The organism is Pseudomonas sp. BS3782 TE3695, from assembly GCF_050435305.1.
Classification (GTDB): domain Bacteria; phylum Pseudomonadota; class Gammaproteobacteria; order Pseudomonadales; family Pseudomonadaceae; genus Aquipseudomonas.
Map to the genome: position 1 here is coordinate 3,437,782 of NZ_JBNDKB010000001.1, position 13,376 is coordinate 3,451,157.

Sequence of the window (13,376 nt, forward strand, 5' to 3'; positions counted from 1 at the left end):
TTCGCCAGCTCCTACATTGACCGTATGCACCGTGATCTTGCGGATGCATCACTAAACGGCGCTGCCGTTACCGGCCAAAGGGTTGACGTTGGCCAACTGAAGATCAAAAGATCGCAGGCTTCGCCAGCTCCTACATTGACCGTATGCACCGTGATCTTGCGGATGCATCACTAGACGGCGCTGCCGTTGCCGGCCAAAGGGTTGACGTTGGCCAATTGAAGATCAAAAGATCGCAGGCTTCGCCAGCTCCTACATTGACCGTATGCACCGTGATCTTGCGGATGCATCCGGCCCCGTAGGAGCTGCCGAAGGCTGCGATCTTTTGATCTTGATTTATAGCTTGTTAATCGGGATCTTCAGGTAAGTCACGCCATTGTTTTCCGCCGGTGGCAAATTCCCCGCCCGCACATTCACCTGAATCGCCGGCAACAACAGCGTCGGCATGCCCAGCCCGGCATCGCGCCGGGTGCGCATGGCGACGAAGGTGGCCTCATCAATGCCGTCATGAATATGGATGTTACTTTTGCGCTGCTCGCCAACCGTGCTCTGGCATTGCGGGGCGCGGCCCGGGGGCGGGTAATCGTGGCAGACGTAGAGGCGAACGCTGGCGGGGAAGGCCAGCAGTTTCTGGATCGAGGCAAACATCTGGTTGGCGTTGCCGCCCGGAAAGTCGCAGCGCGCGGTGCCGACGTCCGGCATGAACAATGTATCGCCCACCAGAATCGCATCGCCATCGATCAGATAGGCCATGTCCGCCGGGGTATGCCCGGGCACATGCAGGGCCGTGGCCTTGAGATTGCCGATCCGGAATGACTCGCCCGGCGCGAACAGGTGATCGAACTGTGAACCATCGACCCTGAATTCCGGTTCAAGGTTGAATAGCGTCTTGAACACGTCCTGAACCTTGCTGATCGACTCACCGATCGCAATCTTGCCGCCCAATTCCCGACGCAGATACGGCGCGGCGGACAGGTGATCGGCATGGGCGTGGGTTTCCAGCAGCCATTGCACCTGTAACTGATGGTCGCGCACGAAGGCGATGATTTTGTCGGCCTGGACGGTCGCGGTGCGGCCGGCGGCGGGGTCGTAATCCAGCACCGGGTCGACAATCGCGCAGTGCCCGCCATCGTGTTCGTAGATCACGTAGCTGTAGGTCGATGAGGCGGGGTCGAGGAAGGCTTCAATCAACGCAAACATGGCAGGAACCTGTGGAAAGGGACGGGAGGGCAATAACCGGTTGCAACACTTTATGTTTAAACATAATGTCCGCAGCTTAAGTGACGTCGAAGGCATCCTGCAAATGCAATCCAGTCTGACCGAATGTGAAGTCGCCCAGCTCCGGGCCTCGGCCTCCAAGGCTTGCGCGCTGCTCAAGGCTTTGGCCAATGAGGACCGCTTGCTGATTCTCTGCCAATTGACCCAGGGCGAGCGCAACGTCGGCGAACTGGAAAAAATGACCGGCGTGCGCCAGCCCACCCTGTCCCAACAGCTGGGCATCCTGCGCGACGAGGGATTGGTCGCCACCCGTCGTGAAGGCAAGTACATATTCTATGGTTTAGCCAGTCACGAAGTGATTCAGGTGATGAAGACGCTGTCCGGCCTTTATTGCGGGGCGGTGCTGAAAAGCTGGGGCTGAGCCTGATAGCCGTAATGCGGGACTGCACCCGGCGCCATGCGTGCAATAACAAGGAATGAATGATGAACGATCAACACTGGGGCCCATCCATCAGTGCCGACATCGTGGTAATAGGCGGCGGGACTGCCGGCATTGGCCTGGTTGCCAGCCTGCTGAAACGCGATCCAGGCTTGAACATCACCGTCATCGAACCCGACAGGCAGCATTACTACCAACCGGCGTGGACGCTGGTGGGCGGCGGTGCTTACTCGGTGAAAAACACCGTGCGCCCGATGTCCTCGGTGATGCCGCGTCAGGCCACCTGGTTGCAGGCGTGCGTGACTGATATCGCCCCCGACAGCAAACAACTGACCCTCGACGATGGCCGCACCGTCAGTTACCAGAATCTCGTGGTCTGCCCCGGTCTGCGCCTGGCCTGGGAAAAAATCGAAGGCTTGCAGGACACCCTCGGCCAGAACGGCGTGACCTCCAATTACAGCTATCGGCACGCGGCCTACACCTGGGAACTGGTTCGGGGATTGCGCGGCGGCAAAGCGATCTTCACTCAGCCAGCGGTGCCGATAAAATGTGCCGGTGCACCGCAGAAAGCCTTGTACTTGTCCTGCGATCACTGGCGTAAAACTGGCGTTCTGAACAAATTCGACGTCGAGTTCAATCTGGCTGGCGCTGCGTTGTTCGGCGTGGCGACATTCGTGCCGCCACTCATGAAGTACATCGAAAAGTACAACGCCCGGCTGGCTTTCAATTCCAATCTGGTCAAGGTTGACGGGCCATCGAAAACCGCGTGGTTCGAGGTCAAGGACGCTGCAGGTGTCGTCACCGTAGAAGAAAAAACCTTCGACCTGCTGCACGTCGTGCCGCCTCAGGTCTCGCCGGATTTCATCCGCCAAAGCCCGTTGGCCGACGCCGCTGGCTGGTGCGAAGTGAACCCGCACAGCCTGCAACATGTGCGCTATCCGGATGTCTTCGCGCTGGGCGATGTCTGTTCCACCAGCAACGCTAAAACTGCCGCCGCCGCGCGCAAGCAGATCGTGGTGGTGGCGCAAAACCTGCTGGCCCTGCGCAAGCAACAGCCGTTGCCACTCAAGTACGACGGCTACGGCTCCTGCCCGCTGACGGTGGAGAAGGGCAAGGTGATTCTCGCCGAGTTCGGTTACGCCGGTAAATTGCTGCCGACCTTTCCCCTCGACCCGACCGTGCCGCGTCGTTCAGCCTGGTTTCTCAAGGCGACCCTGCTGCCGTGGTTCTACTGGAATGGCCTGCTCAAGGGCCGTGAATGGCTGACCCGTCTGTCCAAGGTTGACTGAGAGAACCCTATGTTGCTGGCCAGTTTTTTCGGCGTTGTCATGGGCCTGGTGCTGGGTTTGACCGGGGCCGGTGGCGGTATTCTTGCGGTGCCGGCCTTGGTGCTGGGGTTGGGCTTGACCATGACCCAAGCGGCGCCCGTCGCCTTGTTCGCGGTGGGCAGTGCGGCGGCGATCGGTGCGATCGACGGTTTGCGCCATGGCCTGGTGCGCTATCGTGCCGCGTTGCTGATTGCACTGCTGGGCGCGGTGTTTTCGCCGGTGGGCATCTACTTCGCCCACCAGTTGCCGGAAAAGATCCTGATGGTTCTGTTCAGCCTGCTGATGGTCATGGTGGCCTGGCGGATGCTGCGCCGGGAAAAGCCCGACGACGGCCCGAGCGACCATGGCCACGCCAATTGGGGCCAGAAGAACTGCATGCTCGATCAGCAGACCGGGCGTTTTTCCTGGACCGCCAAATGCACCGCGACCCTGGCCGCACTCGGCGCGGTGACGGGCGTTGTCTCCGGGCTGCTCGGGGTCGGTGGCGGCTTTTTGATTGTGCCGGCGTTCAAGCAACTGACCGATGTGCAGATGCGCGGCATCGTCGCCACGTCGTTGATGGTGATCAGCCTGATCTCGGTAATCGGCGTGATCGGTGCGTTTCATGCCGGGGTGCGGCTCGATGGTTTGGGCGGGTCGTTCATTGTCGCCAGCATCCTCGGGATGATCCTCGGTCGAAAACTCTGCGCGCGGGTGCCGGCCCGAGGGTTGCAGATCGGCTTCGCCAGCGTCTGCGTAGTAATCGCCGTTTACATGCTGTTTAGAGCGCTCGCCTAGCCGGCACCGGTTCCTGTGGACGCCAGTCGGGTCCACAGGCGTACACCCTAAGTTCCGGGCCTGCCCGGCGGGCGGTCTTACACCGAACTTGCCGCGCACCACTCGCCAATCCAAAGCAGCTGACAACCGCCCCCAAGGCAGCGTATGACGCCGCCGGTCCACTTTCGATAATCGCCTCCGACATCAAGTCCCCCGTTGCGGAGCGCGTCATGCACAACAATAAGAACTTCAAGCATCGTTTCTTGCCGGCCTTCATCGCCAGCCTGTCCTCCCTTGGCCTGAGCTCAATGGCCGAGGCCGAGATCATGCTGTACGACAAGGACCAGACCACGTTCTCCACGGATGGCTACATCAATGCCTTCTACGTGAACAGCGATGTGGACCGGGCCGGCGAGCAGTACGATCGGCGCCAGGCGCGGGTGAAGATGGGATTTCTGCCCAACTACCTGGGCTTCAACATGGGCAAGCAGGTCGATGATCTTAAACTCGGCGCCCGCGCCTCGTTCTGGGTGACCATCAACGACAGCGAAACCAACGGCACCGACACCGCCATCGACGTGCGTCAGTTCTACGGCACGGTGGCCAACCCAGAATGGGGCGAGGTGCTGGTCGGCAAGGACTTCGGTCTGTTTGCCCGCTCCAACATCCTGCTCGACGAATTGCTTGCCGGCTATGGCCAGGTCAGCGATACCTTGGGCCTGGTGGACGGCGGCGGGGTGTCGTTCGGCAACATCGGCAGCGGTTATCCGTACCCGTTTCCGACGTCGCAGATCACCTATCGTACCCCGGTGATGGACGGCTTGCGGGTGGCGGTCGGGATCATGGACCCGGTCGATACCAACGACAGCAGCGCGACGGGCAAGGCCTATCAGGAGAACCCGCGCACCGAGAGCGAGATCACCTATCAGTTCGACCTTGGTGGGGCAAAGATTTACAGCTGGCTCAACGGCAGCTACCAGACTTCGGACAACACCGATTCCAGCGTCGAGTCCGTCACCTCCAAAGGCGTCGGCTACGGCGTGCAGGCGAAGATGGGCGGGCTGTCGTTGACCGGCTCCGGCTTCCAGGCCAAGGGCATCAACCCGTTCTTCACCAACAACGCCGGCGAACCGACCCTGCGCAATGTCGACAGCGACGGTTACCTGTTGCAGGGCTCCTACAAACTGGGCAAGAACCGCCTGGCCCTGTCTTACGGCAAGACCGAGGACGACGGCAACGGCGTGGTCGGCAGCGGCGCCGATTACGAGACCCGTGGCATTGCGCTGTTCCATGATGTCAACGACAACCTGAAGCTGGTGGCCGAGTACAACCAGTTCGAAATCAATGGCCACGACACCACCGCCCAGAATGAAGACACCGATACATTTGCGGTGGGGGCGGTGTTGACCTGGTAACCCCGTAATCGGCACAACGCAGATCCAATGTGGGAGCGGGCTTGCTCGCGAAAGCGCAGTGTCAGGCAACATCATTGTTGACTGGAAGGCCGCTTTCGCGAGCAAGCCCGCTCCCACAAGGGATTTGTGGTGTTCTGTAGATATTGTCGTCCTCTCATCCCATCGAACCCCCCACCCACTACCCAAGTAGCATTCGTCCCCGCCCGCAGGCTTCGTACACTCGTGCCTCATACAGGCGCACCGGCGAGGGGCGAGCAATGGAGCAGGTTCAGAACGACGGAGTGGTCAGCGCCATGTCCCAGGCCACCGATGCCCAGCAAGCGGCGCAGGATCTGGCGCGACAACTCTTGCATCCGCATTTGGGCTTCGTGCTGTTCTTCTGCTCCGCCGAGTACGACTTGCAGGCGCTGGGGCATGCATTGCAACAGAGCTTCGGCGGCATTCGCCTGGTGGGTTGCACCAGCGCCGGGGAAATCACCCCCCAAGGTTATGGCCGCAGTTGTGTGACGGCGGTGGGCTTCGATCATCGGCATTTTTCCATCTCCACCGAACTGATCGACGAGATGGAGCATTTCAGCCTGATCGATGCCCAGCAAATGGTCGAACGATTGGTCAGTGGCTGTCGCAGCAACACCTTGGCGCCGATCAAGGGCAACAGCTTTGCCCTGACCCTGCTCGATGGCCTGTCCAGTCGTGAAGAAATGGTTCTCGCCGCCCTGAGTGCGGCGTTGGGCGACATTCCGCATTTCGGCGGATCGGCCGGCGACGACAACTACCTGACCCACACCCACGTGTATTTCGGCGGCGAGTTTCACAGCGGCGCGGCGGTGGTGGTGTTGGTCAATACCTGGCTGGACTTCGAAGTCTTCACCACCCACCACATCCTGCCCAGGGCCGAGAAACTGGTGGTCACCGCTGCTGACAGCGCCTCGCGCCGGGTGTTCGAACTCAACGCTGAACCCGCCGCCGAGGAATACGCCCGGCACATTGGCGTAGCCGTGGCCGACCTCGATTATCGGATCTTTGCCGCGCATCCGTTGGCGGTGCGAATCAACGATCAGTATTACGTGCGGGCGATCCAGCAGGTTCATCCGGACCTGAGCCTGAGTTTCTATTGTGCGGTGGAAAACGGCATCGTCCTCACCGTCATGACCCCCGGCCCCATGCTGCCGAATCTGCAAAACCTGTTCGACGGTTTGCAGGAGCGTCTCGGGGACCTGTTGCTTACCATCGGCTGCGACTGTTTTCTCAGGCGTCTGGAACTGGAAGACGGCGGCAATCTCGAGCAGATCGGCACATTTCTGCGGGACCAGCGGGTGATGGGTTTCAACACCTACGGAGAACAGTTCAATGGCATGCACATCAACCAGACCTTCACCGGGGTTGCCATTGCCCGAGGCCGCACCCCTGGACAGCGCTGACCTTCAGGCGCAAATCGCCAGCCTGCGCCGCGAAAACCACAAATTGCAGCGTATCAACGGCGCGCTGATCGAACGCATCGAATCCGGCATCACTCGGGGCAACGACCCGTACGCGGCGTTCCAGCACTCGGTGGTGCTGGCCGAGCAGGTGCGTGAGCGCACCGACGCCCTGAACCAGGCCATGGCGGAACTCAAGGCGGGCAATCATTTGCTCAGCGAAGCGCGGCTGCGGGCCGAAACGGCCCATCAACACTTGATCGACGCCATCGAAAGCATTTCCGACGCCTTTGTGCTGTTCGATGCCAAGCAGCGGATCGTGCTGTTCAACAGCCGCTTCAAGGCGTTCTGGGGCAACAGTCGGGTACGGATCAACGCCGGCATGCGCCTGCGCGAGGTCAAACGGCTAATGACCGCGACTGGACTGTTCAGCGAAGAACCCCGCGGGCATGCCGACGAAAATCTGCTGTATCGCCTGCACAACGGGCGCTGGCTGCAAGTCAGCGAACGGCCGACTCAGGAAGGCGGGCGGGTGATTCTGTTCACTGACATTACCGACGTCAAACTCAGCGAAACCCTGCGCCGTGAACAGGCCGTGGCGCAGAAGTCACACTTGTTGCAACGGGCGGTCGACAACCTGTCCCAAGGCGTGGCGATGGTCAACGCCGAGGGCATTCTGGAACTGTGGAACCGGCGCTTCCTGGAGCTCAGTGGCCTGGCCCCGGTGGCGGCCCATCGACCGTTCGCCGAAGTGATTGCCGACAGCGAATTGAACCTGCTGACCCCGGCCAGTCGCGATCAGAACGGGCGGCACATGCAGGAATGCGAGCAGCGCCTCTACGATGGCCGGGTGCTGGAAATCCGCACCCATCCGTTGCCCACCGGCGGTTTCGTCAACACCTTCACCGACATCACCGAACGCTACCAGCACGCCGAAGCGCTCAGCGAAAGCGAGCGCTGGATTCGTCTGATCACCGACCATGTGCCGGCGCTGATCGCCTACCTGAATGCCGATCTGGTCTATGAATTCACTAACAAGGTCTATGAAGAATGGTACTGCTGGCCCCGAGGCGTGATGCTCGGGCAGAGCCTGCGCGAAGTCCACAGCGAGCAGCACTATCAGCGCCTGGAAGCCTACGTAGCCCGGGCCTTGGCCGGCGAGAGCGTGACGTTCGAGTTTGCCGAAACCAACATCAACAATCAGGAGCGCTACATGCTGCGCTCCTACGTGCCCAATCGCCTGACTACCGGGGAAGTGGTGGGGATTTTCGTGTTGATCCGCGACATCACCGAGCGCCGCCGCACCGCCGAGGCGTTGCATCAGGCCTATCAGAACCTTGAACTGCGGGTGCGCGAACGCACCACCGAACTGACGACTCTCAATGACCAATTGCTGCGCGAAATCGACGAACGCCGCCGGGTGGAATCGCGCTTGCGCGAGGCCAAGCTCGAGGCCGAGCAGGCCAACCTGTCGAAGACCAAGTTTCTCGCAGCGGTCAGCCACGATCTGCTGCAACCGCTGAATGCTGCGCGGCTGTTTACCAGCGCTTTGCTCGAACGCCGGGAGCCGGTGGCCAACGAAACGCTGGTGCGCAACGTCAGCAATTCCCTGGAGGACGTGGAAAACCTGCTGGGTACGCTGGTGGACATTTCCAAACTCGATGCCGGGGTGATCAAGGCCGACATTGCGCCATTCGCCCTCAGCGAATTGCTGGAAAACCTCGCTGCCGAATACACCCAAGTGGCCCGCAGTGAAGGGCTCGAGCTGCATTTCATCCCGTGTTCGGCGCTGGTGCGCAGTGACATTCAGTTGCTCGCGCGGATCCTGCGTAATCTGCTGAGTAATGCCATTCGCTACACCTACAGCGGGCGTGTGGTGCTCGGTTGCCGACGTCATCATCAGCGGCTGACCATTGAAGTCTGGGACAGCGGCATGGGCATTGCTGAAAACCGTCTGGAGGAGATTTTTCAGGAGTTCAAACGCGGTGATGTGCAGCGCCCGGATCAGGATCGCGGTTTGGGGCTGGGCCTGGCGATCGTGGAGAAAATCGCGCGCATTCTCGGCCATCGAATTCATGTGCGTTCGTGGCCGGGCAAGGGCTCGATGTTTTCCGTCGAAGTGCCGTTGAGTGCCACGGCGCCCAAGGCGTTGCCGAACCTGCTGATGAGCGAACCGATGCTCGAGCGCCTGCGCGGTGCGCGGGTGTGGGTGCTGGACAATGACGCGGCGATTTGCGCGGGGATGCGCACCTTGCTCGAAGGTTGGGGCTGCCGGGTGATCACGGCGCTGTCGGAGGAGGACCTGGCGCGGCAAGTGGATAATTACCACGACGAAGCCGACCTGCTGATCGCCGACTATCACCTGGATGACGAGAAGAATGGTGTCGACGCCGTGGCCCGCATCAACGCCCGTCGCGCTTCAGCGATCCCGGCAATGATGATTACCGCCAACTACAGCAACGAACTCAAACAGCAGATCCGCGAACTGGGCCACACCCTGATGCACAAACCGGTGCGGCCGATGAAGCTCAAGACGGCGATGAGTCATTTGCTGGGCCCATCCAGATAACACCGTACCTGTGGCGAGGGAGCTTGCTCCCGCTGGGGCGCGAAGCGGCCCCCAACAAACTCTCAAATACACCGAGTCGCCTGGATTTACGACTGCTTCGCAGCCGAGCGGGAGCAAGCTCCCTCGCCACAGGTCAGCTTTCAGACCGGGCAGTTACCGCCGCAAATACGACCCGAAATCAATATCCCCGGCACTCAAAATCGCCTGCACCCGATTGTGCACATTGAGTTTGCGCAATATCGCCGAGACGTGGGCCTTGACCGTGGTTTCGGCGATTTCCAGGGTGTAGGCGATCTGCTTGTTCGATTCGCCCTTGGTCATGCGCTCAAGCACCAGCAGCTGCTTGCGGGTCAGCGCCTGGAGCAATTCGGGCGGGAAGCTCGGGGTGTCATTCATCCGGCGATGGGTGCTGCTTTTTTGCGTGCGGATGATGTCTGGCGGCAGGTACACATTGCCATTGAGAATCTGCTGGATGGCGTCGGTCATCTGCACCCGTGGCGACGACTTGGTAATGAAGCCCACCGCGCCATAAGTGATGGCTTGCAGCACGATTTGCTTGTCCTGCTCGGCGGAAACGATCACCACCGGAATGGTCGGCGCCTCGTTGCGCAGGTTGATCAGGCCATTGAGGCCGTGCATGCCGGGCATGTTCAGGTCGAGCAGGATCAGGTCCAGGTCATCGTGTTCCTGGGTCAGGGCCAGGGCGCTGTCGAGGTCGGCGGTTTCCATGACCTCGCTGCCGGGGAAACCGTCGCTGATGACGTTATGAATGGCTTCGCGAAACAGCGGGTGATCGTCGGCAATCAGAATTTTGTACATGGCCTTTCACCTCATTATTTTTGATCCGGGTGTGGCTACAACACGCAAGCGCTCACGTCAGGGAAAGGGCTCGGGCTTTGCCTGCGTCATGGGCAGATTCGCCGCTTGCCAGGCATCCAGTCCGTCGCGGTACCAATACAGTGTTTTATAGCCTATGGACGCGGCGCGTTTTACCGCGTTCCAGCTCAACCAGCAATCGGAGCGGCAGTAAAAGACCAACGGTCGCGTGGGGTCGCCTGCCGTCAATTGCTGCAGGTGCCGCGCGAAATAGTCCTGCCACGGGGGCGTCAGGTCACCGTCACCGGTATTGGCCAGCCAATGGCTGCCGGGCAGGTTTTCATGGGGCTCGTCGTCGATGAAACGGCCTTGCAGCCATTGCCGGCGGTAGACATCGATCAGCAACGGAGGGGGCGTCTGCTTAAGCAGGTTTTGCAGGGCCGGCGTGTCGATGATACTTGCGCCCTGGAGTTGGGTTGGGGTCGGGCTGCGGTACAGACCGATGCGATAACCGTCGGCAGAAAACAGCGCTGTTTCAGCCTGCGCGACGCCCAGCAACAGGCTCAGCGACAGCGCGGCGAGAGAAGGGCACAGCAGAACACGTCGTGCACGGGGCATGGGGTTCAGTCCTTATAGTTATGAACCCATTACATGCCAGTAGCGGTGCGTTGTGAATGCGACGATAGACAGGAAAACCAGTACTAAAGTAGTAATTTGTCTGGTTTTATGGGACCCGCGTCGTACACCAATGCTGTGTTCAATGAAGATCCCTGTGGGAGCGGGCTTGCTCGCGAAAGCGGTGTATCAGTCAACAGAGATGTTGAATGTACTGGCCTTTTCGCGAGCAAGCCCGCTCCCACAGGGGGAATTGTGTTGTCAGTTGGTTTTGCGCAGGGCCGCATGCTGGGGGTTGAAGGTGAGTACTGCCAGCAAAGCGAACACCAGCGTCAGCCCCACACACACCGCCAGCGCCAACGGATTGAAACGTTCATACAGCGCAAACCGCACCAGTTCCACCGCATGAGTAAAGGGGTTCAAGGCGCACAGCCAATACAGCCACTCGCTGGACTCGCGCATTTTCCATAGCGGATACAGCGCCGACGACAGGAAAAACAGCGGGAAGATCACGAAATTCATCACCCCGGCAAAGTTCTCCAATTGGCGGATGGCGTTGGACAGCAACAGGCCCAGCGCGCTGAGCATCAACGCCACCAGCAGCAACGCCGGTAGTGCCAGCAACAAACCCATGGCCGGCGGTTGCACGCCGTACAGCCAGGCAATCGCCAGAAAGGCATACACCTGCAACAGCGAAATCAGCGACGTCGCCAGTAATTTGCTGCACAGCAGGAAGGTCCGGGGCAGGGGGCTGGTCAGCAAGACGCGCATGCTGCCCATCTCCCGGTCGTAGACCATCGACAGCGAACCTTGCATGCCGTTGAACAACAGGATCATGCAGGCCAGGCCCGGGATGATGTAAACCTCATAGGGGATGTAGGTGTCGTAGGGCTCGATGATGGCGATGCCGAGCGCCGCGCGAAAACCGGCGGCGAACACCAGCAGCCACAGCAACGGCCGCACCAAAGCGCTGAGAAACCGCGTGCGCTGCAACACAAAACGCAGCCATTCACGCAGCACGATGCCGCTGAAACATTGCCAATAAGCGTTCATCTGACGGCTGCTCCTGAAGGGGCCGGGGTGGTCAGGCGAGTGAAGGCCGAACCGAGGTCGCCGCCATGTTCCAGGCTCAGGGCATCGGCCTGTCCGCTGGCCACCAACCGCCCTTGGTGCAGGATCAGCAAGTCGTCGTTGGGCTGCACTTCATCCAGCAAATGGGTGGTCCAGAGCACGCTGAGGGTGTGCTCGCGGCACAGGCTGCGGATGTGTTGGTTGAGCGCCAGGCGACTGGCCGGATCGAGGCCGACGCTGGCCTCGTCGAGCAGCAACAGGCTTGGCTCATGCAGCAACGCACGGGCGATTTCCACCCGCCGACGATGGCCGCCATTGAGGTTACGCACCCGTTCGCCACGGCGCTCGGTCAAGCCCTGGCGCGCCAGCTCGGCGTCGACTCGCAGGTTGGTCTGGCGCCGGGACAGGCCATGCAGCGCGGCGTGATAACGCAGGTTTTGCTCAACACTGAGGTCCAGATCCAAAGTGCTTTGCTGAAACACCACACCCAATTGCTTGAGCGCCGGGCGTGCGGCATTGCGCAACGAACAGCCGCCGACCCGAATATCACCGCGCTGAACATCATAAAGGCGAGTGAGCAGGGCGATCAGGGTCGATTTGCCCGCGCCGTTCGGTCCAAGCAGCGCGGCAAAACGCCCCGCTGCCAGATTGAAACTCACCTGACGCAAGGCCTCGCGGGCGCCATAAGCGAAACTCAGGTCGCTGACTTCAAGGGCGTTCATGGCGTCACCACCACGCCCCACGGATAGCGCCCGACCTTCACCGATTTAGTGACCTTGAGGCTGTCGACATCGATCACCGACACGTCGCCACTGACGCCATTGGTGGCCAGCAATTGCCGTTGATCCGGGGTGAACGACATCTGCCAGACCCGTCGGCCCACCAACAGGTAATCAACAATTTCGAAGGTCTTGGCATCGATCACCGCCACATGATTGGCCGGGCCGAGGGCGACGAAACCGTACTTGCCGTCGGCGCTGAGTTTGATCCCCACCGGTTGGACTTTGTCCGGGTGCACGCCTTTGATCTGGAAGGTCAGGGTCTTGAGGACCTTGCGGCTGGCGACGTCGAGAATCGTCACGGTGCCGCCTATTTCCGCCGAGGCCCACAGCTGCGAGCCATCGGGATTGAACTCGACGAAACGCGGCCGCTGATCGACCAGGGTATTGTCGGCGAGGGTCTGAGTGCTGGTGTCGATCCAGTGCAGCATGTTGGTGGTTTCGCTGGTATTCACCGCCCACTTGCCGTCGGGGCTGACGGCCATGCCTTCAGGCTCGACGCCGACGCTGATCTGCCCCAGCACCTTGGAGGTTTCGGTGTCGATCACCGTCACCAGTGCATCGTCCTCGTTGGAGACGTACAGCCAGCGATTATTAGGGTGCAGGGCGAATTGCTCGGGGTCTTTGCCCGAGGGCAGTTCCTTTATGATCTTGCGCGTGGCGATGTCCATCACCTGGACCCGGTCCGAATCGCTGGCGCAGATGTACAGCAACTTGTTGTCGTGGGACAGCAACAGGCCGCGCGGGCGCTGGCCGACGGGCAAGGTGTCGGTGACTTGCAGGGTTTGCATATCTATCAGGCTCAGGCTGTTGTCCTTTTCGTTGGAGACCCAGGCGGTACTGGCAGCGACATGCCCGGCGGCGAGCAGCAGGGCGCAGGAAAGTAGGGGCCAGGAAAGCAGGACACAGGAAAGCAGGGTGCGGCGCATGGCAGATTCCTTATTGTTGTTGTCGA

At 60.5% G+C, this 13,376-nt stretch carries 12 protein-coding genes; 6 read left to right on the forward strand and 6 right to left on the reverse strand.

What is annotated here, in order from left to right:
• Window positions 1–333 precede the first annotated feature (333 nt).
• Window positions 334–1,197 (reverse strand): MBL fold metallo-hydrolase, encoded by an 864-nt coding sequence (locus ABH909_RS15680; protein ID WP_429434685.1) that lies wholly within the window; start codon window positions 1,195–1,197, stop codon window positions 334–336.
• A 103-nt stretch (window positions 1,198–1,300) separates the two neighbouring features.
• Between ABH909_RS15680 and ABH909_RS15685 the strand changes: the two genes are divergently transcribed.
• The 6 genes from ABH909_RS15685 to nahK all read left to right on the forward strand — a co-directional run bounded on the left by ABH909_RS15685 (window position 1,301) and on the right by nahK (window position 9,140).
• Complete coding sequence (locus ABH909_RS15685) at window positions 1,301–1,636, forward strand: ArsR/SmtB family transcription factor (RefSeq protein WP_026331709.1); 336 nt, start codon at window positions 1,301–1,303, stop codon at window positions 1,634–1,636.
• Between the two features lie 62 nt (window positions 1,637–1,698).
• Window positions 1,699–2,943 carry an FAD-dependent oxidoreductase gene (locus ABH909_RS15690; protein ID WP_429434687.1) on the forward strand — a complete coding sequence of 415 codons (1,245 nt, stop codon included), beginning with the start codon at window positions 1,699–1,701 and terminating at the stop codon, window positions 2,941–2,943.
• Window positions 2,944–2,952: 9 nt separating this feature from the next.
• Entirely contained in the window at window positions 2,953–3,759 is an 807-nt protein-coding gene (locus ABH909_RS15695) for a sulfite exporter TauE/SafE family protein (protein WP_429434689.1), read from the forward strand.
• 209 nt (window positions 3,760–3,968) lie between these two features.
• A complete protein-coding gene (locus ABH909_RS15700) occupies window positions 3,969–5,153 on the forward strand; it encodes a porin (RefSeq protein ID WP_429434691.1) in 1,185 nt (394 codons plus the stop codon).
• A 257-nt stretch (window positions 5,154–5,410) separates the two neighbouring features.
• A complete protein-coding gene (nosP, locus tag ABH909_RS15705; RefSeq protein ID WP_429434693.1) occupies window positions 5,411–6,574 on the forward strand; it encodes a nitric oxide-sensing protein NosP in 1,164 nt (387 codons plus the stop codon).
• Window positions 6,543–9,140: a hybrid sensor histidine kinase/response regulator NahK/ErcS' gene (gene nahK / locus ABH909_RS15710; RefSeq protein ID WP_429439934.1), complete on the forward strand. Its 2,598-nt coding sequence runs from the start codon at window positions 6,543–6,545 to the stop codon at window positions 9,138–9,140. The genes nosP and nahK overlap by 32 nt, the downstream gene beginning before the upstream one ends.
• 153 nt (window positions 9,141–9,293) lie before the next feature.
• On the opposite strand, the gene ABH909_RS15715 is transcribed toward nahK, so the two are convergent.
• The 5 genes from ABH909_RS15715 to ABH909_RS15735 form a co-directional block, all read right to left on the reverse strand.
• Window positions 9,294–9,959, reverse strand: coding sequence for a response regulator transcription factor (locus ABH909_RS15715; protein WP_063343411.1), 666 nt, complete (start codon window positions 9,957–9,959; stop codon window positions 9,294–9,296).
• 57 nt (window positions 9,960–10,016) lie between these two features.
• Window positions 10,017–10,574, reverse strand: a complete 558-nt coding sequence (locus ABH909_RS15720; RefSeq protein WP_429434696.1) for a PQQ-dependent catabolism-associated CXXCW motif protein — start codon at window positions 10,572–10,574, stop codon at window positions 10,017–10,019.
• A 258-nt stretch (window positions 10,575–10,832) separates the two neighbouring features.
• Window positions 10,833–11,624, reverse strand: a complete 792-nt coding sequence (locus tag ABH909_RS15725; protein WP_007907045.1) for an ABC transporter permease — start codon at window positions 11,622–11,624, stop codon at window positions 10,833–10,835.
• A complete protein-coding gene (locus tag ABH909_RS15730; RefSeq protein ID WP_429434699.1) occupies window positions 11,621–12,364 on the reverse strand; it encodes an ABC transporter ATP-binding protein in 744 nt (247 codons plus the stop codon). The genes ABH909_RS15725 and ABH909_RS15730 overlap by 4 nt, the downstream gene beginning before the upstream one ends.
• Window positions 12,361–13,350 (reverse strand): YVTN family beta-propeller repeat protein, encoded by a 990-nt coding sequence (locus ABH909_RS15735; RefSeq protein WP_429434702.1) that lies wholly within the window; start codon window positions 13,348–13,350, stop codon window positions 12,361–12,363. Before ABH909_RS15735 ends, ABH909_RS15730 begins: the two co-directional genes overlap by 4 nt.
• Between the last annotated feature and the right edge of the window lie 26 nt (window positions 13,351–13,376).

Coding starts and splice junctions, on each gene's coding strand:
- ABH909_RS15680 (WP_429434685.1), bottom strand. CDS start 1,197: ATGTTTGCGTTGATTGAAGCCTTCCTCGACCCCGCCTCATCGACCTAC.
- ABH909_RS15685 (WP_026331709.1), top strand. CDS start 1,301: ATGCAATCCAGTCTGACCGAATGTGAAGTCGCCCAGCTCCGGGCCTCG.
- ABH909_RS15690 (WP_429434687.1), top strand. CDS start 1,699: ATGAACGATCAACACTGGGGCCCATCCATCAGTGCCGACATCGTGGTA.
- ABH909_RS15695 (WP_429434689.1), top strand. CDS start 2,953: ATGTTGCTGGCCAGTTTTTTCGGCGTTGTCATGGGCCTGGTGCTGGGT.
- ABH909_RS15700 (WP_429434691.1), top strand. CDS start 3,969: ATGCACAACAATAAGAACTTCAAGCATCGTTTCTTGCCGGCCTTCATC.
- nosP (WP_429434693.1), top strand. CDS start 5,411: ATGGAGCAGGTTCAGAACGACGGAGTGGTCAGCGCCATGTCCCAGGCC.
- ABH909_RS15715 (WP_063343411.1), bottom strand. CDS start 9,959: ATGTACAAAATTCTGATTGCCGACGATCACCCGCTGTTTCGCGAAGCC.
- ABH909_RS15720 (WP_429434696.1), bottom strand. CDS start 10,574: ATGCCCCGTGCACGACGTGTTCTGCTGTGCCCTTCTCTCGCCGCGCTG.
- ABH909_RS15725 (WP_007907045.1), bottom strand. CDS start 11,624: ATGAACGCTTATTGGCAATGTTTCAGCGGCATCGTGCTGCGTGAATGG.
- ABH909_RS15730 (WP_429434699.1), bottom strand. CDS start 12,364: ATGAACGCCCTTGAAGTCAGCGACCTGAGTTTCGCTTATGGCGCCCGC.
- ABH909_RS15735 (WP_429434702.1), bottom strand. CDS start 13,350: ATGCGCCGCACCCTGCTTTCCTGTGTCCTGCTTTCCTGGCCCCTACTT.